Source organism: Streptomyces sp. NPDC033136, from assembly GCF_055578235.1.
In genome coordinates, this window is record NZ_JBVIPD010000020.1 from 126,226 (window position 1) to 145,260 (window position 19,035).

The following is a 19,035-nucleotide window of genomic DNA, read 5'->3' on the forward strand; positions in this document are numbered from 1 at the left end:
ACCCACGAGAGGGACTCCATGGCACGGTTGCCGTCCGCCGAGCGGCGGCGACAGCTCACCGAAGCGGCGATCAGGGCGATGGCCCGGGACGGCGTCTCCAAGACGACGACCCGGTCCATCGCCGCCGAAGCGGGCGTCTCGCTGAGCGTCGTCCACTACTGCTTCGACTCCAAGCAGGAGCTCATCGAGTCCGTCATCACCACCATCACCGGGCACTATGTGACGGTGGTGAAAGAGGCCCTCCGGCCCAGAGCCACCCTCGAGGAGACCGTCCGGGCCGGCTTCCAGGCCTACTGGGACCACGTCCGCGCCCACCCCGACGAGCACATGCTCACCTATGAGCTCACGCAGTACGCCCTGCGCCAGCCCGGCTTCGACCATCTGGCGCGCCGCCAGTACGAGTTGTACGCCGAGGCGTACCTCGAGCTCATCGGCCAGTTGCGCCGGACCATGGACCTGGGCCTGCGCGTACCCGCCCCCGTCCTGGCCCGCTACCTGGCCGCCATGACCGACGGCCTGACCCTCAACTACCTGGTGCTCGGCGACGACACCGCCTGGACAGGCATCCTCGACACGGTCACCACGCACATCACCGGCCTGGTGTGCGAACCCTGACGAGCTCCCGCCGCCGGGCCGGTCCGCAGCTCACGGGGCACACCGGGCCGATGCCGCGCAGCCAGGACGCACTTCGGCAGCGGCGTTCGCACTTCCTCGCCATGTACGGCGAGCCCTTCGCCGATCGTGCCGAGCACCCCGTCGAAGCCGGGCAGACCGCCGCTTTCGACGGTGACGCGCCCCACACCTGCCGCGGCGCGGGCACCGAGGCCTGCCACCCGACCATGACGGTGCACCTGCCACCACCTGCCACCTGACCATGACGGTGCACCTGCCACCCGGCTATGACGGTGCACCTGCCACCCGGCCCCGCACCCACCACCTGGCAGCCGGTCTCCAGCTGACACGGCGGTCGCCACCCATCCGGAGCTGTGCCGCGAGAGCCTGGCGATGAAGATCCTCGGCGCCCGGCGGTTCCGGCAGCAGCCCGCGGGCATCGCCACCTGACCGCCGTCGGGCCGACGACGGCGGTCCGAAACGGTCCTGACCACGCGCTGGTGCTTGCCGGATCCGGGCGGTGCCCCGGGGCATGCTGGTGGCGTGACCCGGGGCACCGCGTATCGCGCGCCCCGCGACGACCGAGCACGACGCGCGCTGCGCGTCCCGTGACAGCTGAGGGGCAGTGGTGGACGACCGGCGAGCGGATCCGCCGCCCGGCACGGAGGCCGGTGTACTGACGGACCGTCTGAAGGAGCGCATCTACGCGACCATCACGATGATCGCCGTGGTGGTCGGTCTGTCGCTCGGCGAGGTCGGCGCTCTCGGTGCCGTCGCCACGGTCCTCACGACCGCGCTGGGCCTGTGGCTCGCGGCGTTCGTCGCCGACCAGCAGGCGCACCGCACAGTGCACCGGCACCTCGCCACCGGGCGCGAGCTGCGCCGCATGCTGTACGTCAGCAGCCCGCTGCTGTCCTGCGCCGTGGGGCCGGCCGCACTGATCGCTTTGGCGGCGCTGGACGTCCTGTCCTTGCACGCCGCGTTGCTGGCGGCGGCGGGCGTGAGCGTCTTCTCCCTCTTCCTGTGGGGCTGTCTGGGCGGGCTGCGCATGGGGGGAGGCGTCCTCATGGCGGTGGTGGCAGGTCTCGCGGACGCGGCGATCGGTGTGACGGTGGCCCTGGTGAAGGCGGCCGCCGGTCACTGACATGCCAGGGCCGTGCCCGATTGCGGGTGCGCAGGGTCGTGCACCGCCCCCGCTGCCCTGCGAGGGCCGGCAGCCGTCCGGCAGGCGTACCTGGAGGACGCCTCGTAGGTTGGCGGTGGAAGCAGCCCGTGCTCGTAGAGATCGGCAGGGCACGCGCGTGACGACAGCGGAGGTCGACTTCGAGAAAGGGGCGCGGGGGAGGCGGCGCTTCCTGCACCGCCCAAAGACCGCAGGACGAGCACCGGACCCCGCCCGCGGCCCGCTTCACGGCAACTGCCGGAGCCGCCGCGCACAGCTCCACATGGGGCGGCTCCGACGACAGGCCCGGCAGTGCGCCATGCGCCGTCAGTGATCAGTGTCCTCGGGCTGCGCCTCGGGCGCAGCCGCCGGCTGTGACGCAGGAGCGGTGTAGAAGACGGACCTGCCTTGCTTGGTGCGCTCGGCCTGGCTCTTGGCCACGAGCCCCTCGAGCGTGATGCGTACGACCTTGGCCGTGATGTCGCGATCGGGGTGTGCCTGGCTGAGCGTGGTGGCGACCTCCGCGGCGGAGCGCGGTTCCTTCTGCTCGGCGAGGTGCCGGCGGATGAGCTCGACCAGGGTGGGCTGGGCCGCCCTCGTGGTGCCCGCGGTCTTGGCGGGGGACTTCCCGGCTGCCTTCCTGGCCGGCGCGGCGGTGGACTTGCGGGCCTTCTGCTTGCCGCTGGGCGCGGTGCCGGCCTTCTTCCGTCGTGGAGAGGGCACTACGGAACCCTTGGGCTCGGCTGCGGGTTCGGCCGGCATGGTGATGCCGAGTGCCTGCTGCATGCTCACCAGAACGCTGTGGTCGTGCTGCAGAGCGACGAGCTGCTCCTGCAAGGAGGCGATGTCCGCGCTGATGCGTTCCTGCTCCTTGAGGTTCGCTTCGAGATCGCCGGTCACCTGAGCGATGTACTGGGATGCCAGTTCAGTGGAGGGATTCGTTGTCTCGGGCATGCTGCTGAACCTTTCCTTGGCGTGTGACCGTGCTGTGGGTGACGCATGTCTGGGGCGAGGTCTCGGTGACCAGGCCACGGCGCCGCACGTGACGCGAAGATGCCTTGGTGCAGCCATGGTACGGACAGGCGGAGCGGATTGTTCCAGCCAAGTGGTGTCCTTCGCCCAAGCCGACGACGGGGCTGGACGGTTCAACTCTCACGAGGCACTGCGCAGACAGGAGTTCGTGTCTGTGTACTGAGGCAGTTGCCACAACAGCTCGCTTGCCTTCCGGTGGTGCTGCCACGCCTCCCGGGTGCCTGTGTTCACCGGCCGTTCGAGGAGTCCTTCGGTCCGCAGGGGGAGTTCCCGCACAGGTCGCTGAGGACGCCCCTGTCGGTGCTGTGCTCGGTTTCGGTGGGGGAGTGCGGCTACCGAGAGGGCCGTGGGTCGCAGGGTGTGCGCTGCGGTCGGCAGGGCCGAAGGGATAGGGCGTCGGTTATCCGTTCCTGCACCGGGCGATCGGTGAAGCGTTCGATCAGGAGCCTGGCCGGCAGGTAGTCGCAAGTCGATGCTCTTCTGGAGAGGTGACGTCGACGGCGAGAGCCCGCCACCGGCCGCGGTGTGGAAGACCAGGCCTTCCTGGGCACTCGTGGCCGGCACGGACGGAGCCATCACCCCGGAAGCGGAGCGCTTCGGCGCGAAGCGGGCCGGAGCGACGGTCGTCGAGATCGACGGTGCCTCCCACGCCGTCGCCGTCTCCCAGCCCGGGGAAGTCGCCCAACTGATCCGCGACGCGGTGCGTGCGACCACCTGATGCAGCCACAGCCGGTGAGCGACGCGAACGCCGCGCGGACGTGCGTCCCCAGCGGACGTCAACCGGGCAGGTCACATCAGCCGGCCTGCCGGATGCCCGCCGGGATCGTCGGCCAGCACGATGGTGGCCTTGACGCGCTTGCCCACCGGCTCGCGGCGGATCTCGAAGCTGCGGCACACGGCCATCACGATCTCCAGTCCGTGCTTGCCGACCCGGTTCGCATCGGCTTCCTGAGGCACCGGCAGGGCCGGATCGCTGTCCCAGACACTGATCTCCACGGCACCGTCGCCGACCTCCAGATCCAGCAGGCACGGGCCGGGCGCGTACTTGTGCGCGTTGGTCACCAGCTCGCTGACGACCAGCTCCGCCAGGCCCATCGCACGCTCCGACACTGGGATCCCGTGGACGGCCTGTACCTCGGCCATGAAACGGCGGGCCGCATCCCGAGCCTCAGCGATCCGCCCCCCGCCCTTCAAGGCGACGGCGGACAACAGGAGACGCCCGGCCAGCGGTTGATCCTCGTCTTCGTGCACCACTGGCCCACACCGCCACCCTTGTCCTGAGCAACCCGGCTAAGGGCGTTCAACTACCCCCGAATCCCGACCACACGCAACCGTCACATCACGGTTGCGTCACCCCGGTGCGGCGGCTACGGCAGACGAGTGCCGAAGTCACCCGGCGTCACCTTCACGGCGGCTGCTGGACTCGTGGACGCAGGGGCGGCCGGCCGTCGCCGGCGCGTTCCCGCGTGGCCGGGAGCGTCCGTCCGAGACGTGCGAGCGGGGACAGAGCCATCACCACCGGGGCAGCATCATGCCCGCAGCCGTCCCCCGGAATCTGGTGCGCAGCCCCACTCCTCGGCGAGGAATCCGCCGAGCAGGATCGGTCCTTGCCCCACCACGCGCAGAACGACCAACTCGCCGGCACCGGCGTGGAAACGTCAGGACGGCGAAGAGCGCGAGAACGATCAGAGGGGTGTTCGCCGAATTGGGAGGCGGTCTGACCCACCCAGAGTGTGCGGAAGTCGCGATCCCGCCTGCAGCGCTGTCGCGGCCGGCAGTTGGGCTGCTCCTTGAGCGCAGCACCACCCGCCCCGGTGTGGAGGGAGACGAGTGAACGACAGTTGGCAGGTAAAGGCCTCTTCTGTGATCACGCGTACAGATCACAGTCTCCTGAGCGCAAGGTTCTCCCCTCACGATCGACATGTCCTCGACATCGACGAAGGAAGTGCTTGTGAGAACGCACCGCACTCCGTGCAGAACCGCCGCCCTCGTCCTGGGCACCGCCGTGCTCGCCGTCCTGATCCCCGCCCAGGCAGGGGCCGACGACGAGGGTCTGCCGACGGTCACACCCGTCAGCGAGACCCCCGCCCTCTACGATGACGAGGCGGGCGGCAACTCCGACGCGGATGATCCGGCGATCTGGCGCAACGCGGCCGACCCCGGCCGCAGCCTCGTCATCGCGACCGCCAAGGAGGGCGGTCTGCGGGTGTACGACCTGGGTGCCCGCTTGGTGCAGTCGCTGCCCGCGCCCCGCCCGCCCGCCGAGGACGACGCTCCGGGCAGGTACAACAACGTCGACCTCGTCACTGGCCTGCGCACTTCCACCGGCCGGGCCGACGTCGCCGTGGTCAGCGACCGTGGCAAGGACCGGCTGCGGATCTACCGCATCGACCCGTCGAAGCCCGGCGGCCCGCTGACCGATGTCACCGACCCGGCCGCCGCCCCGGTCTTCTCCGCGGACCAGGCCGAGATCAACGACCAGCGGACCGCTTACGGCCTCGCCACCTGGCAGGACAAGTCCACCGGGCGTTCCTACGCCCTGGTCAGCCAGCGGGAGCGGACCCGCCTCGCGCTGATCGAGCTGAAACCGACCGCGAGCGGCACCGTCGGCTACAGCAAGGTCCGCACCCTCGACCTCCCGGCGTCCTTCCGCCTCCCGAACGGCACCACGTGGTCTCCCTGTGCCGAACCCGGCGAGCTGCCGCAGGTGGAGGGCATGGTCGTGGACCCCGCCACCGGCACGCTCTACGCCGGCCAGGAGGACATCGGCATCTGGCGCGTGCGCGCCGACCTCACCACCAAACCGGTCCTGGTGGACAAGGTCCGAGAGTTCGGCGTCCCCGGCGTCTATGACGAGGCGACCGAGGAGTGCACGGCAGGCGCCGACCCCGGCTACGGGGGCGAGCGGCTGTCCGCGGACGTCGAGGGCCTGACACTGCTCCAGGAACCGGACGGCGACGGCTACCTCGTCGCCTCCAGCCAGGGCGACGACTCTTTCGCGCTGTACGACCGCGAGGTGAGCGAGGACAACGAGTACGAGGGCGGCTTCCGTATCGGCGCGGCCTCGGCGACCGTCGACGGGTCGGAGGAGTGCGACGGCGCCGCCGTCCTGAACGCGCCGCTCGGCAGCCGCTACCCGAACGGCCTGCTGGTCGTCCAGGACGGTCACGAGACCCCCGGGGTTCCCGACGGCGAGGGCGGCACGCGCACCGCGACCGGCTTCAAGTTCGTCGACCTGGACGACGTGGAGGACGCCGCCGACCTGTGATCCCCTGCGGCGGGGAGATCTCTCCGCTGCCGGGTGCCGCACCGCACCCGGCAGCGGAACTCCGGCCGGGGCCACTGACATGACGCCGTTGACGCCGGCGCTCGCTCAGCGGTGGTGTCTGCCGAGCAGAGTGCAGACCGCGTTCTCCTCGATCGTGCGGAGTTGCTCAAGGAGAGCGGGGTTGAGCGTCCTGTTCACCTGGGTAGTGAGCGAGAAGGTGAGGGACCTGCGGCCATCGGGGGTCGCGGCGATCAGCTGGGTGTAGCCGGGGAAGTTCCCGGTGTGGCCGAGTACGGTCCCGCAGCGGGTGTCGTAGCGGAAGATGCCGAGCCCTGCGGTGTTGCGGCCGGGGCCGGCCGGTTCGGAAGCCCCCTCGACCCAGCGGCGCTGCTCGCGCAGCACGGCTCTCGACGTCAGCCGTCCGGCGGCGTAGCCGCGGACGAAGCGCGTCATGTCACCGGGAGTGGAGACGATCCCGCCCGAGGCCCACACACCGGACGCGCTGAGCGCCTCACTGACGTCCTCCGGCGGCGCGGGCGGCTCGACGGCGTAACCGTGCATGTACGGCTCGGGCATCTCGTAACCCAGGGGGAGGCTGGTGTCGCGCAGACCGAGCGGCCCGTAGACGATCCGGCTCAGGAGGTGCTCGTACGGCCTGTGGGTCGCGGCCTCGGCCATCAGCGCGACGGCGATGTTGTCGGAGTTGGAGTACCGGTACTGGGAACCTGGGCGAAAGCGCAGCGGTTCGTCCGCGACGAAGTCCAGCAGCCGGCGGGGGTCGAAGATGCGTCGCGGATCCGCCTGCAGCAGTTCCAGGAACTCGGGGTCCTCGCTGTAGTCGGGCAGCCCGCTGGTGTGGTTCAGCAACTGCCGCAGGGTGACCGACCGCCAGGCGTGCGGCAGCCGGGGCAGGGTGTGGCCGATGGTGCTGTCGAGGCCGAGTGCGCCCTGCTGCACCAGACGCAGTGCGACCGCGCCGCTGAACGCCTTCGCCGTACTGGCGATCCGCATGTGGTCGGTGGGCTCGATCGGGCGGCCGGTCTCCAGGTCGGCGACACCGGCGCGCAGGACGTGCCGGCTGCCGTCCCGGTGCAGTACGACGATCACGCCCGGCGGTCCTCCGGGCGTGGCGACCAGCTCCTCGAGCTGCGATTGCAGGGCGCGTTCGCCCCCGCCACCGGAATCGCCGGCAGCGGCGCCCGCCGCCGGCGCGAGGAGCAGCCCGCCGAGGCAGGAGGCGCCCAGAAGACCGACGAGGAACAGACGGAGGCGAAGGCGGGAAAGCTGACGGGCACCGGGGCGGATACGGGTCCGCGGGCAGGGGACGGGCATGAGTGGCATGAGGGTCCCGAAAGGCTCGGCGGGCGGGCAGGGGCATCCTCAGCATCGGCGGGACCACGCTCACGCACTCGGCAAGTTGCTCCGTCCGGCCGCATGGCTGATCGGCCACTTCCTGGTCGCCGTCCTCACCGGAGGGCGGGTATGCCACCGTGATGAAGGCGAACTGGATTCCGTGACAGTTGACGTGGCACCATCAGGGTCGCCGGACACCCGCGTGCCCGTGTCCTCGGCCCGTCTGTCCGCAAGCCGGTGCAGGAGGCCGACGCGAAGGCCACAGGCAGGGCGAAACGGCGGAGACGACGACCCACAGCAGCAACTCCTCGAAGGATGTGTCCATGCGGCTGGCCCCGAAGGCGCCGGACCCTGCGCGTACCCGGTCCCTGCGCAGGGTGCTCATCACCCTTCTGGTTGCCGCTGTCGCCGCCATCCTTGCGATCGGCGGCACCGCGGTGGCCAACGCGGTGAACCAGCCGGAGCTCCGGATACGCGGCATCCCCAGCAGCGGCGTGCTGAACGCCGCCACGCTACCCGAGGCCAGGCTCACGCTGGACACGGTCTTGGTGGACACGGTCGGCCCCGGCGACGGTGAGGCGCAGCGCAATGAGGCCCTGCGCAATGTCGAGGCCAGGCTGAACGGCGAGATCGTCCCTACCCTGTGGGTCGGAAGCCACAGGGTGCTCGACCTGAGCGCCTTGCGGGACGGGGAGTACGAGTTGACGGTGACCACCGACCTGGGCCTGTTCTCACGCCAGATCAGTCTCAGTCGCCGCTTCATCGTGGACACCAACTGACCCTGACCTCAAAGGGCCCCGGATATCGACGCAGTTGACATCCTGGCTGTCGGTAAAGGTTCTCCGACAGACCGAACCTCTCCCGGGCATGGCGCGTCTTCAGGTGCGCAGGCGCGCACTGACCTCTCGCGCCGATGGGTATGTGAGGGGAACCTGACACTTCAGAAGAGCAAGCTGGCCTCCGTGGCCCTTGCGGCCGTCGTGGTCGCGGGCACTGCCGCTGCCGGCATCCCTGCCTCGGCCGCCCCCGCGTGGCGCGCTCGTCCAAGGCACCCGTGAAGACGGGCCTGGAGCAGGGGGACACGGTGGATTTCAGCATCAACCTGCTGTAGGTGGCCGGGCCGGGCGGGTGGCGCCGTCCTGCTTGAGGATCTGGCCACCGAACGGCCGCCTTGCACGCGCCACACAAGGGCAGCTCGCACGACACGAGCGGGGGAGGGGACAGAGGCGGAACGGACGGCTGGGGCGCGAGCATCGAGGATCAGGCTGTGCTGCGCGCGCTCACCCGCAACCGGACCGCCTCCCCCTGTGCGGGGCCCGCCGCGACGCTCGCGCCCTGTCCCGGCCGCGGCACTCCACCGCCTGGCTGTGATGACGACGCTGAGGACCGTCCATCCGGTGCACCCCGCGGTGTCGTGCACCGCTTGCGATGCACGACACCGCGATCTCGACGCCCTCGTGGCCGCAGGCGGAGAGCTGGGGCATCAGGCGGCTCTGTCCCACTGTCGGGGAGAGTCGTCGTCTTTGCCGGATTGCTGAGCGGCCTTCTCGCAGGCACGCAGGACCGCCCAGAGTGGGATGGACAGGCCGGGGAGGTACCAGGGGATGGGCCAGAGCGCGGTCCACCAGGTGGCCTGTGGTTCGAGGACCAGGTCCGCGGCGGCTGTGGCCATACCGGTTGCCAGGCTCCAGCACGTGAGGCGTCCAGCGGTGCGGACTCCTCGGGTGAGCCGGTCAGAGACGGGGCTGGTGCGGCAAGAGGGCAGCGGTCTGCCCGGTTCACTCATAGCGGTGGAGTCCTTCGCAGTGCGTGGAAGGTGCCGGACGCCGCAAGTGTGCATGGAGTGAAGCTGCGCCCCCAGCAGCCCCGTCGGCTGTGCGCTGGCTCTGAGACAAGTTGTGCCGGTGTGGGTTTGCGCTCAAGAGCCGGTAAGCGCTCTCTGTGGGTATCCGAGCTAGGCCTGAACTTGACCGAAAAGTAGTCATTAGTGGCACGAGATGCGCTGATGGTTCAGCGCCACCTTCGTCACCGTCGGCGCCGTGCTGGTGGCCGTATCGCCGTGGCTGCTGCTCACGCTCGTCGGGCGAGCCGGTCAGACGGCGGGCGGCGCGGGCATGATGGCCATCGCCATGAACCTGGCCGGTACCCCACGCCGCATGGGCGGGATCAGCGCCGGGTCCGGAATGCGCACAGCTGTGGGGCTGCTCGGCGAGCGCCTCACCGACGCGGTTTGCCGGCGGCCGACGCTGTCCATCCTGGGGCCTCCGCCTCCGCCTCCGCCTCCGCCTCCGCCTCTGCCTCCGCCTCCGCCGTCCCGCTGCGACAGACAACAGCAGCGGGGCGCTTCCCATCCGTGTCCACGGCATCATCTGGCCTGTCCCGGACACGCTGATACGCAACTGGCGGCTGCCGCGCCGCGCCTGATACGCGGGAGAGACCCTCCGGAGGGCCGCGGAGTCCAGGCTCGCTGCAGGCCGGGACGGCCGACTGCTGTCCCCCGCACCAGCCCGCATGAGCGATGGCCGGCAACAGACGCAAGGGGAGCCACACATGCACACCTCGACAGGCCGAAGGGCGGTCGCCGCCCTGACGACGGGGATCGCGCTGACCGCGGCCCTTGTAGCACCCTTACCGGCGCAGGCCGTCGTGGGTGGCACCGAGTCCACCCGGGCCTACTCGTTCATGGGCTCGTTCCAGCCGTCCTACCCCGCCCCTCCGCGCCCGGACAAGCACGGCTGTGGGGTGGAGGTCCTCGCGCCGCAATGGGTCCTGACCGCCAGCCACTGCGCCGGCAGGAACCCGACCAACGCGAAGGCTGGTGTCCCGCGTGGCTGGAAGGTCCGGGTCGGGTCACTGGACACCACCTTCGGCGGCGAGGTCGCCGAGGTCGACCACTACTACCGGCTGGCAACCAGTCGCGATGAGGGAGGGTTCTGGGGCCGCGACCTCGCGTTGATGCACCTGCGGACCCCGGTTCGGGCCAAGCCGGTGCGGATCGCCTCGACCACACCACCGGACAACACGCCCGTCCGCATCATGGGTTGGGGCATGACCTGCGACGACACCAGCAACGCGGCGTGTTTCCCCAAGCGGCTGCGGGAGGCCGACACCGTGGTGCAGCCGATCTCGATGTGTCCGTCAGCCGCGCCCGGCGGAGAGTTGTGCATCGGTAGCCGCGACAGCAGAATCGCCGCGTCGAACATGGACTCCGGTGGGCCTGCGCTGGTCCGCGACGGAGACCAGTGGGCCGTGGCCGGCGTCGTCAGTGGCCCCGACGAAAGCGGCAAGACGCTGTACTCCGATGTCACCAAGCACGCCGACTGGATCAACGGCATCATCACGGGCACCAACGTGCCCCCCGATGATCTGATCCCGGACATGGAAGGCTCGGTGGACCTGAGCGGCTGTGCGGGCTCAGTGGTCCGCACCTCCGCCTCCCGGCCGCAGGACCCGGCGCTGTTGTTGACCAACGGTCACTGTGTGCAAGGACAGTGGCCCGCGCCCGGAACTGCGACAGTGGACCAGCCGGCCGATCGCGAGGTGCCTGTCGCCGACCGTCAGGGCTATCCGCACATCACCGCTCGTGCGAAACGGCTCGTGTACGCGACGATGACCGGCACCGACATCGCGCTCTACCGCCTGGACAAGACCTATGCGCGGTTGAAGGCCGAAGGCGCGAAGGTCTTCCAGCTCACCTCCGTCCCCGTGCGCGCGGGCGACCCACTGACCGTGGCGTCCGTCGGCGCCCGCTACACATGTACCGCCGAGGCCGTAGTCCCGCACCTGCGGGAGGGCGGCTACCAGCTGAACGACTCAATCCGCTACACCACCAGTGACGACTGCGCCCCCTGGCACGGCGACTCCGGTTCGGCGCTGCTGGCCCCCGACGGCACCACGGTCGTGGGAATCCACAACACCCACAACGACGACGGGGAGCAATGCACCGACAACAACCCCTGCGAAGTGGGCCGGAACGGGGAAGTGACCTCCACGAAGGGCCGTAGCTATGGCCAGCAGGTTCACATGATCACGGACTGCCTGGCCAAGGGATCGAAACTGGACCTGTCCCGCCGAGGCTGCACCCTCACCGGTGCCACGCCTCGTCCCGGCCACCGCGACGGCCTCCCCGGTGACCAGGACCGGCGCAGCAGCCCCCAGACCCGCGAACCCTGACCCGATCAGCACCACGGGCGAACCCGGTTCCGGCGTAGGCGCGGTGGAGGAAGGATTCGGCAGGGCGGGATGCCCCGTCGCATGATGGACCTCCAGCACCTACGTCCGATGGGGAGAGATGTCGGTTCCAGTGGCCGGGGGAAGCGCCCTGGTGCCCGTGGCGATCCTGCTCGTGGAGGACGACGAAGTGATCCGCAGGTCGGTCACCTTGGCGCTGGAGCGCTACGGCTACCGTGTCACCTCCGCCGGTGACGGACTGACCGGACTCGAACTGTTCCGGGAAGGCCGCCACGACCTGCTGCTGCTGGACGTGATGCTGCCCGCCCTCGACGGCATCGGGCTGTGCCGCCGAGTCAGGGAGACCAGCATGGACCCGATCCTGATGATGTCCGCGCGCGGCGACGCCGTAGACGTGGTCTCCGGCCTGGAGGCGGGCGCCGACGACTACGTGGTCAAACCCGTCGACACCGCGGTGCTGGTGGCCCGGATCCGCTCGCTGCTGCGGCGGGCGACCTTCAACCCCGCCGCCCCGGCCGTGGCGCACCACCCCCCGGCCGAACCGGTGGGGGATGCGGCACGGCCGGAGGATTCCGGTCGCCCGGGCGAACGCGCCCCGCTGGTCTTCGGCGACCTGACCATCGACACCGTCGGCCTCGATGTGTTCAAGGCGGGCAAACCGGTTGCGCTGGCTCCCACCGAGCTGCGGCTCCTGCTGGAATTCGCCGCGAACCCCGGCGTCGTTCTGGACCGGCACATGCTGCTGCGCAACGTGTGGGACTACGGCTGGGACGGCGACAGCCGCGTGGTCGACCTGTGCGTCCAGCGGCTGCGGAAGAAGATCGGAGCCGAGCGGATCCAGACCGTCCGCGGGTTCGGCTACAAGTTGCGGCGCTGACTTGGGTACCCTGCGCGACCTGCTGAACTGGCGTTCCCTGCGCTGGAAGATCGCTGCGCTTGTCGCCGTGGCCTGCTGCGCCATCGCGCTGACCGTCGGGGTGCTGGTCCACCGCAGCACCTTGGCCCGGTCGCTGAACGACGGCAGGGCCAAGGCCGTGACGCAGCTGTCCCGAGACCTGCAGGACCTCGAGCGGCACACCACCGCGCCCGACTCGCTTCGGATGTCGCCCGAGGACATGCCTGTCGAGTTGCTGCGCCGACTCCGGGACTCGCAGGGTCTGAGGGACGGGTATGCCACCTGGTACGACGGTGACGGCCCCGGGGACCACCCCTCGATGTGGGCGGCGCAGACGTACCGAGGCGGCCCCGTGGCGGTGAAGGTCGACATGACGCCCGACCTGCTCACCCGGCGCGCCCTGGACCGGCACATGTGGAAGTACTCCCTGGTCGCGCTGGCCGTCGTCGTACCGCTGTCGGCGCTCGCCGCGGAACTGCCCCATCGCAGGCTGCGTCTGGTGGCGCGGACCGCACGCCGGATCACGGCCGGTGACCTGGCCGCCAGGACCGCGGCGGGCCGCAGCAGCGACGAGATCGCCGAGATCTCCGCCACCGTCGATTCGATGGCCGACAGCTTGCTCGGACGGCTGCTGGCCGAGCAGCGCTTCACCGCCGACGTCGCTCACGAATTGCGCACCCCGCTGATGGGTCTGGTCACCGCGAGCGGGCTGCTCCCCGAAGGGGAGGCCACTGAAATGGTCAGGGACCGAGTGGCGGTGCTGCGGACCCTGGTGGAGAACCTGCTGGAGATCTCCCGGCTCGACGCAGGCGCCGAGCGGGCCGAACTCGGGCCCGTTCCGCTCGCCAAGGCGGTCAGGGAGTCACTGGCCCGCACCGGGCTGCAGACACAGCTCACCACGGCCGACGCCGTGTCCGCCGAGACCGACCCGCGCCGACTTGACAGGATCGTCGCCAACCTGGTCGTCAACGCCCACCGGCATGGTCGCGCCCCCGTCGAGGTCGAGGTGACGGGGACCTGTGTGACGGTACGGGACCACGGCCCGGGCTTCCCCCACGGCCTGCTCGCCCACGGGCCCCAACGGTTCCGCACCGGTGCGACGGAACGCGGCCGGGGCCACGGCCTCGGGCTGACCATCGCGCTCGGCCAGGCCCAGGTCATCGGGGCGTCGCTGTCCTTCGCCAACGCGCCTGACGGTGGGGCCGTCGCCACGCTTCGCCTCCCGGCGGTCGACTGACGCGTCACGGCACGCCACGATGACGCAGCTGCGGTCGGGTGAGGCCGAGTGAGGCCGGGGTAGGGCTGCTGGTCGCGGTGCCCGGTCGGCTACTGGTTCCTGGTGAAGCCGTCGGCGTCGACTTCGTGAGGACATCGAGCCTGACCAGGCGTCTCAGCCTGGCGCGGTTGCCTTCGATTCCGGACGCCTCTGATCACGAACGGGCGGGTGTTCCGCACCGGGCAGCCGGGGGGCTGGCCGTTTCTCTGTGCCCAGGGACAGCGGCTGGAGGCAAGTATGCACCGCTCCGGGTCTGATGGGGGAGCGTGCTCTCGAACCCGGGCCGGACGGTCCTGAAAGCGATGCTTGATCAAGTTGAGCCCAGGGCTTTCCGCATGTGGCGGGGATCACGTTGAGGGGAAAACCTGCGGCCCGGCTCAGGCGTCTAGCGGGTGTGAGATCAGTCAAGGCAGCGCTGCACGAGTTGGACGAGGAGCGTCTCGTCCGGCTGGTGGCAAAAGGCGACCGTGCCGCGTTCGAGGAGCTGTACCGGCGTACGTCGCCGTGGCTGGCGGTGCGGTTGCGCCGCCGGTGTGTGGACGAGCAGATCGTCGCGGAGGTCATGCAGGAGACCTACTTGGCGGTGTGGCGCGCGGCGGGTGCGTTCGCCGGGGCCGCGGCCGGGGGGACGGCCGTCGGCTGGCTGTGGACGATTGCGGCGCGCCGCCTCGTCGACGCGTTCCGGCGCAGGGCCCATCACGCGGCTCCGCCGCCCGCGGCCGCCCCGCAACCCGTGGCGCCCGCCGCCGAGGAGGAGGCGCTCGCGGAGACCGTCGGCGGTGATGTCGGGGACGCGCTGCGGTGCCTCGCGCCGGAACTGAGACAGGTACTGCAGGCCATGGTGCTCGACGGGCTGTCCGTCCGGGAGACCGCGGTCCTGCTCGGGCTGCCCGAGGGCACGGTCAAGACCCGTGCCCGCCGGGCCCGGATCGAGATGCGGAGGGCGCTGGCATGAGTGTGGAACATGCGTCGATGCGGATCATCGAGGGTTACGCGCGCGGCGGCACGGACCTCGCCGCCGACGATGTGTGGGCTTTGGAGGCTCATCTGGAGGCGTGTGGGGTGTGCCGTGACCGGCTGTCTGCCGCTGTCGGTGCCGAGGTGCCCGCCGTGGCGTCGCTGGTCGACACCGTGTGGTCCGGCCTCGAACCCCAGCTGACCGCCACCGCGACGATGCCGCGCCGGCGACGCTGGTCGGCACGGCTGTCGAGGTGGATGACGCCCACGATGGTGCCGTGGCTGGCCATGGTCGTGGTTGTAACGCTGCTCGCGCTGCTGCTCGGCCTGGTCGACACCGGCTCCGGCGAGGTGTCGTGGGTGCTGCTGCTCGCCCCGGTGCTGCCCGTGCTCGGTGTCGCGGCGTCGTGGTCGCGTGGCCTGGACCCGGCGTACGAACTGACGGCCTCGGTGCCCAGGGCCGGGCTCTATCTGGTACTGCGGCGCACCGTATCCGTGCTGGCCGTGGTCGTCCCCGCGCTGCTGGTGGGCGGATGGGTAACGGGGGTGACGGCCGCGCAGTGGCTGCTGCCCTGTCTGGCCTTCACCTCCACGACCCTGGCGCTCGGCGGTGTCGTCGGCGTGACCCGTGCGGCCGTTGCGCTGGTGGTGGTGTGGGCCGCCGTAGTCGTGGCGCCGAGCCTGGCCGCCAGCCGAATGACCTTCGCCCTGCAGACGGACGGTCTGCCCGTGTGGGGGCTGATCCTCGCGCTCGGCATCGGTGTCGTGATCGCCCGCAGGGGCGCGTACTCCGTGCTGGGAGCCCATCGTTGACCATCGACCCCGCCAGTGTGTTCCTTCAAGCGATCTTGTCGCGCGCATCCCAATGAGTGGTCAAGTCGTCGCGGGTCGCCAGGCGGCCCGCGCCTTTCAAGCCACCAAAGGGCTGAAACACCACAGCCACACCGGCATCCCTGGGTCTCCCGATCGGGTGACCGGAATCAACCCACCAACAACGTCAGGAACGCCACATGATGACCGCAGTGAGTGCGGCTGACATCGCGCCCACGGCCTACGCCTGGGAGATCCGGGCCATCGGGCTGAAGGTCAGGGTCGGCAGGAAACGGATGGCGGTCGATGGACTGGACCTGTCGCTGGGCACCGGCGTACACGGTCTGCTCGGCCCCAACGGGGCGGGCAAAACCACCTTCATCCGGGCGCTGGCCACCGTGCTGCGCCCGGCCGAGGGCAGTCTGGAGCTGCTCGGGGAGTCCGTGGGCGGCATGCGGGAGCACCGTGCGGTGCGCCGCCGGATCGGTTACCTGCCGCAGGAGTTCGGCTACTACAAGCGCTTCACGGTGCGCGAGTTCGTCGAGTACATGGCGTGGCTGAAGGAGGTGCCCAAGGCGGACATCCCCGGGGCTGTCCAGCGCGCCGTGGAGCGGGTCGGCCTGGCTGACCGGGCCGACGAGCGGATGAAGGCCCTCTCGGGCGGCATGGTGCGGCGGGTGGGCATCGCCCAGGCCATCGTCAACGACCCGACGATCCTGCTGCTGGACGAGCCGACGGTCGGCCTGGACCCGGCGCAGCGGCTGCGGTTCCGCGAGCTGCTCCAGGAGTTGGGTACGGACACCTGCGTGGTTGTCTCGACCCATCTGGTGGAGGACGTCGCCGCCGCCTGCACCGACGTGGTGCTTTTCGCCGAGGGCCGGCTGGTCTTTCAGGGCACCCCGGACGACCTGGCAGCGGCGGGCGGCCCCGACCACGTGGGCGACAGCCCGCTGGAGCGCGGCTACTCGGCACTTCTGCTCAATCCGGAGCAGGAGAGAGGCACTTGGTGAACATCCGAGTCCTGCGCATCGAGCTGAGGCGCTCCGTCGCCCGGTGGGCCGGTGCTGTGGTCCTGACGAGCGCGCTGGCGTTCCTGTACCTGGGGGACGCCGCGTGGTGGCGGGGCACCACGGCGTGGACGGCCCAGTGGACGTCCATGGCCTTGTGGACCCGCTCCCTGCTGTTCTACCTGTGGCCGTTGGCCGTGGGGCTCGGGGCGCTGCAGGGCCTGCGCGACCACCGCTCGAAGATGTCCGAGCTGCTGACGAGCACACCGAGGCCCGCCTGGCACCGCGCGGCCACGCTGGCGGGCACGACGGCGATCACGCTGGCCTCGGCCTTTGCGCTCCTCGTCCTCGTGGGAGGGGTCCAGGTATTCGCCGACACCGAGTACACGCACCTCGGATGGCTGCCGATCTCGCTGGTGGGGGCACTCTTCCTGGTCGCGGGGGCCGTGCTGGGCATGGGGGCCGGGCGGGCCCTGCCGTCCGTGCTCACCCCGCCCGCGCTGGCCATGGGCGCCGTCGTGTTCACGGCCCTCATGCACATGTCGTTGGGCCGGACGGAGACGACCACGGCGACGGGGATCACGAGCACGGAGCCGAACCGGATCTCCCTGCTGTCACCGGCGGTGCAGGAGGTGCGCGATGTGCTCGTCACGCTCTCCGCCCCCGTGCACGTCGGGCAGACGATCTGGCTGCTCGGCATGGTCGCGACCGGTTTCGCGCTGATGGTCGCCGCGACTCCGCGCGCCCGGCTGATCGCCCTGACGCCCGTCCTGGCGGGCGCGGTGATCGCTCTGTTCGTCCTGCCCTCCGACCCGCGCCGGATGTATGTCGTCGACGAGGCCGCCGCTGAGCTGGTGTGCGACGGCCCGGTGTGCGTGACGAAGACGCACCAGGCACGACTCAGCGACCTGGCGGGTCCAGGCAAGGAGGCGCTGGGCCTGCTGCACAGCGCCCTGGGCGGCCAGGCGCCGGTCTCGGTCCGGGAGAACACCGCCGTACAGCCGGACGGCTCCACGCCGCGGTGGTCCCGCGAGACCGTGCTCTTCGACTTCGACGACGACATCATCGCCGCCGCGAAGGGCGAGGAGCTGACCTGGGCCCTGATCGCCAAAGGCATGGTGCCGGGGTGCGCCCCCGTCGGCTGGAACCGCTCGGGGGGAGATGACATCGCGCGGACCGTCGCGGTGGGCTGGGTCCTGGGGGACCTCAGGCCGCTTCCCCGCACAGAGCCGGTAAGTTCGCACCGCGATGCCGAGACCCGACCGGCGTGGAAGGAACTCAAGGCGCTTCCGCATGCCGAGCAGCTCTCACGGATCAACGCGATGCGCGCCACCGCGTTCTCCTGCAAGGGCGACGCGTTCGACGCGCTGAACGGCGATGCGTCCCGGTGAGATGGCTGACGCTGTATGCGCGCTCGCGGCAGGTGCCCGCGTCGCTCGCCGCGGTGGTGATCAGCGCGGTGGCGCTGTGGGTACTCGCCCGGGACGGGAGCGAGGGCCCCGGTGATTCGCGGCTGCCCGTGCTCGTTCTCACCGCGGCGGCGATGGCGGTCTCGACCGGGCTCAGCGGACAGGACGTCGCGCTGGACCGGACGGCCGCGATCCGCTGGGTGCCCCGCAGGGCGGCGCACGTGCTGCTCGGCGGCGCGGTCGCCGGTGCCGCGCTGCTGGCCGTGCAGTCGATGGGCGAGGACGTGGCCACGACCGCATTCGTCGTCCGGGACAGCGCGGGCCTGATGGGGTTGGCCGCCCTGGGCGCCACGCTCTCGGGCGGCCACTACGCATGGACGCTGCCGTTCGCCTGGCTCTCGTTCTCGTTGTTCGCCCCGCCCGCCACGAGTGTGCCGATGCAGGTGGCGACCTGGATGCTGCTGCCACCCGGCACGGCAGCGGGCACCTGGACAGCCCTGGTCCTCACGGTCGTCGGCACCGCGGCCTACGCCTTCGCGGGACCGAGACGGTAGCCGGTCCGGGCTACCGGATCGGGGCACGGCCGTGATCGTGTGCGGATCCGCTCTCGTGCGCGCGGCGGACTCGCCGCGGCGCTCACGAGAGCGGCGGCCAGTCGCGGCGGGCCATCAGCCGGTAAGCGTTGGACAGGCCCAACCAACGGCGAACGACGCCGGGCTGCCGGACCGGTTGGACCGTCGGCCGAGAGCGGGGAACGTCCAACCGGGCCCCGAGGCTGCCTTCCGCGGGAGCACGATCCGTCGCGTGCCGGGGATCACCCGCGCGATGCTGGGACGACACCTGCCTGATCGGTCGGGCGTTGCTGCGGCTGCAGCCACCCCGCAGGTGCGGGGATGGCACGCTGGAGACGTGGGCGAACGGGTCGTCCCACGACCCGGCTCACCGCCGGACGCCGCTGAACAAAACCGCTGATCAGCGTGGCGTCGAAGACCAGGACCAGGCCCGGCAGGTCGCCTCCCCCAGCGCGGGCTGTCGGTATCCCTGTCCCGGTCTCGGCAGCCTG

Annotated in this window: 16 protein-coding genes and 2 pseudogenes; 14 read left to right on the top strand and 4 right to left on the bottom strand. The window is 70.6% G+C overall.

Annotation, left to right across the window (positions count from 1 at the left end):
* The first annotated feature begins 18 nt into the window (after positions 1–18).
* From ACZ5TL_RS29810 to ACZ5TL_RS29820, 3 genes and pseudogenes are all read left to right on the top strand, one after another.
* Positions 19–615 (top strand): TetR/AcrR family transcriptional regulator, encoded by a 597-nt coding sequence (locus ACZ5TL_RS29810; protein ID WP_468593657.1) that lies wholly within the window; start codon positions 19–21, stop codon positions 613–615.
* Between the two features lie 122 nt (positions 616–737).
* Positions 738–872: pseudogene (locus tag ACZ5TL_RS29815) on the top strand (cupin domain-containing protein); the annotation flags it as partial.
* Positions 873–1,240: 368 nt separating this feature from the next.
* On the top strand, positions 1,241–1,756 hold the full coding sequence (locus ACZ5TL_RS29820; RefSeq protein WP_468593659.1) for a hypothetical protein: 516 nt from the start codon (positions 1,241–1,243) through the stop codon (positions 1,754–1,756).
* Positions 1,757–2,101: 345 nt separating this feature from the next.
* On the opposite strand, the gene ACZ5TL_RS29825 is transcribed toward ACZ5TL_RS29820, so the two are convergent.
* Positions 2,102–2,728 (bottom strand): hypothetical protein, encoded by a 627-nt coding sequence (locus ACZ5TL_RS29825; RefSeq protein ID WP_468593661.1) that lies wholly within the window; start codon positions 2,726–2,728, stop codon positions 2,102–2,104.
* Between the two features lie 586 nt (positions 2,729–3,314).
* Between ACZ5TL_RS29825 and ACZ5TL_RS29830 the strand changes: the two are divergent.
* Positions 3,315–3,524: pseudogene (locus ACZ5TL_RS29830) on the top strand (alpha/beta fold hydrolase); the annotation flags it as partial.
* Positions 3,525–3,595: 71 nt separating this feature from the next.
* Here ACZ5TL_RS29830 and ACZ5TL_RS29835 read toward each other — a convergent pair.
* Positions 3,596–4,057 (bottom strand): ATP-binding protein, encoded by a 462-nt coding sequence (locus tag ACZ5TL_RS29835; RefSeq protein ID WP_468593706.1) that lies wholly within the window; start codon positions 4,055–4,057, stop codon positions 3,596–3,598.
* A 700-nt stretch (positions 4,058–4,757) separates the two neighbouring features.
* Here ACZ5TL_RS29835 and ACZ5TL_RS29840 point away from each other — a divergent pair.
* Positions 4,758–6,074 carry a phytase gene (locus ACZ5TL_RS29840; protein WP_468593663.1) on the top strand — a complete coding sequence of 439 codons (1,317 nt, stop codon included), beginning with the start codon at positions 4,758–4,760 and terminating at the stop codon, positions 6,072–6,074.
* Positions 6,075–6,179: 105 nt separating this feature from the next.
* Here the strand turns inward: ACZ5TL_RS29840 and ACZ5TL_RS29845 are convergent, their stop codons facing one another.
* Positions 6,180–7,406 carry a serine hydrolase domain-containing protein gene (locus tag ACZ5TL_RS29845; protein WP_468593707.1) on the bottom strand — a complete coding sequence of 409 codons (1,227 nt, stop codon included), beginning with the start codon at positions 7,404–7,406 and terminating at the stop codon, positions 6,180–6,182.
* A 344-nt stretch (positions 7,407–7,750) separates the two neighbouring features.
* Here ACZ5TL_RS29845 and ACZ5TL_RS29850 point away from each other — a divergent pair, with 344 nt between their 5' ends.
* A complete protein-coding gene (locus ACZ5TL_RS29850; protein WP_468593664.1) occupies positions 7,751–8,206 on the top strand; it encodes a hypothetical protein in 456 nt (151 codons plus the stop codon).
* A 704-nt stretch (positions 8,207–8,910) separates the two neighbouring features.
* Here the strand turns inward: ACZ5TL_RS29850 and ACZ5TL_RS29855 are convergent.
* Positions 8,911–9,099: a hypothetical protein gene (locus ACZ5TL_RS29855; protein ID WP_468593666.1), complete on the bottom strand. Its 189-nt coding sequence runs from the start codon at positions 9,097–9,099 to the stop codon at positions 8,911–8,913.
* An 878-nt stretch (positions 9,100–9,977) separates the two neighbouring features.
* On the opposite strand from ACZ5TL_RS29855, the gene ACZ5TL_RS29860 reads away from it, so the two are divergent.
* The 8 genes from ACZ5TL_RS29860 to ACZ5TL_RS29895 all read left to right on the top strand — a co-directional run bounded on the left by ACZ5TL_RS29860 (position 9,978) and on the right by ACZ5TL_RS29895 (position 18,526).
* Positions 9,978–11,600, top strand: coding sequence for a trypsin-like serine protease (locus ACZ5TL_RS29860; protein WP_468593667.1), 1,623 nt, complete (start codon positions 9,978–9,980; stop codon positions 11,598–11,600).
* 118 nt (positions 11,601–11,718) lie between these two features.
* Positions 11,719–12,495, top strand: coding sequence for a two-component system response regulator CseB (cseB, locus tag ACZ5TL_RS29865; protein ID WP_468593669.1), 777 nt, complete (start codon positions 11,719–11,721; stop codon positions 12,493–12,495).
* A 1-nt stretch (position 12,496) separates the two neighbouring features.
* On the top strand, positions 12,497–13,750 hold the full coding sequence (locus ACZ5TL_RS29870) for an ATP-binding protein (RefSeq protein ID WP_468593670.1): 1,254 nt from the start codon (positions 12,497–12,499) through the stop codon (positions 13,748–13,750).
* A 433-nt stretch (positions 13,751–14,183) separates the two neighbouring features.
* Positions 14,184–14,744: an RNA polymerase sigma factor gene (locus ACZ5TL_RS29875; RefSeq protein ID WP_468593672.1), complete on the top strand. Its 561-nt coding sequence runs from the start codon at positions 14,184–14,186 to the stop codon at positions 14,742–14,744.
* The gene (locus tag ACZ5TL_RS29880; RefSeq protein ID WP_468593674.1) at positions 14,741–15,559 is read left to right on the top strand and encodes a zf-HC2 domain-containing protein; all 819 of its coding nucleotides are present in this window, start codon (positions 14,741–14,743) and stop codon (positions 15,557–15,559) included. Before ACZ5TL_RS29875 ends, ACZ5TL_RS29880 begins: the two co-directional genes overlap by 4 nt.
* Before the next feature lie 197 nt (positions 15,560–15,756).
* Positions 15,757–16,566: an ABC transporter ATP-binding protein gene (locus ACZ5TL_RS29885; protein ID WP_468593676.1), complete on the top strand. Its 810-nt coding sequence runs from the start codon at positions 15,757–15,759 to the stop codon at positions 16,564–16,566.
* On the top strand, positions 16,563–17,954 hold the full coding sequence (locus tag ACZ5TL_RS29890) for a hypothetical protein (protein ID WP_468593678.1): 1,392 nt from the start codon (positions 16,563–16,565) through the stop codon (positions 17,952–17,954). The genes ACZ5TL_RS29885 and ACZ5TL_RS29890 overlap by 4 nt, the downstream gene beginning before the upstream one ends.
* Positions 17,951–18,526 carry a hypothetical protein gene (locus ACZ5TL_RS29895; RefSeq protein WP_468593680.1) on the top strand — a complete coding sequence of 192 codons (576 nt, stop codon included), beginning with the start codon at positions 17,951–17,953 and terminating at the stop codon, positions 18,524–18,526. Before ACZ5TL_RS29890 ends, ACZ5TL_RS29895 begins: the two co-directional genes overlap by 4 nt.
* Positions 18,527–19,035: the final 509 nt, after the last annotated feature.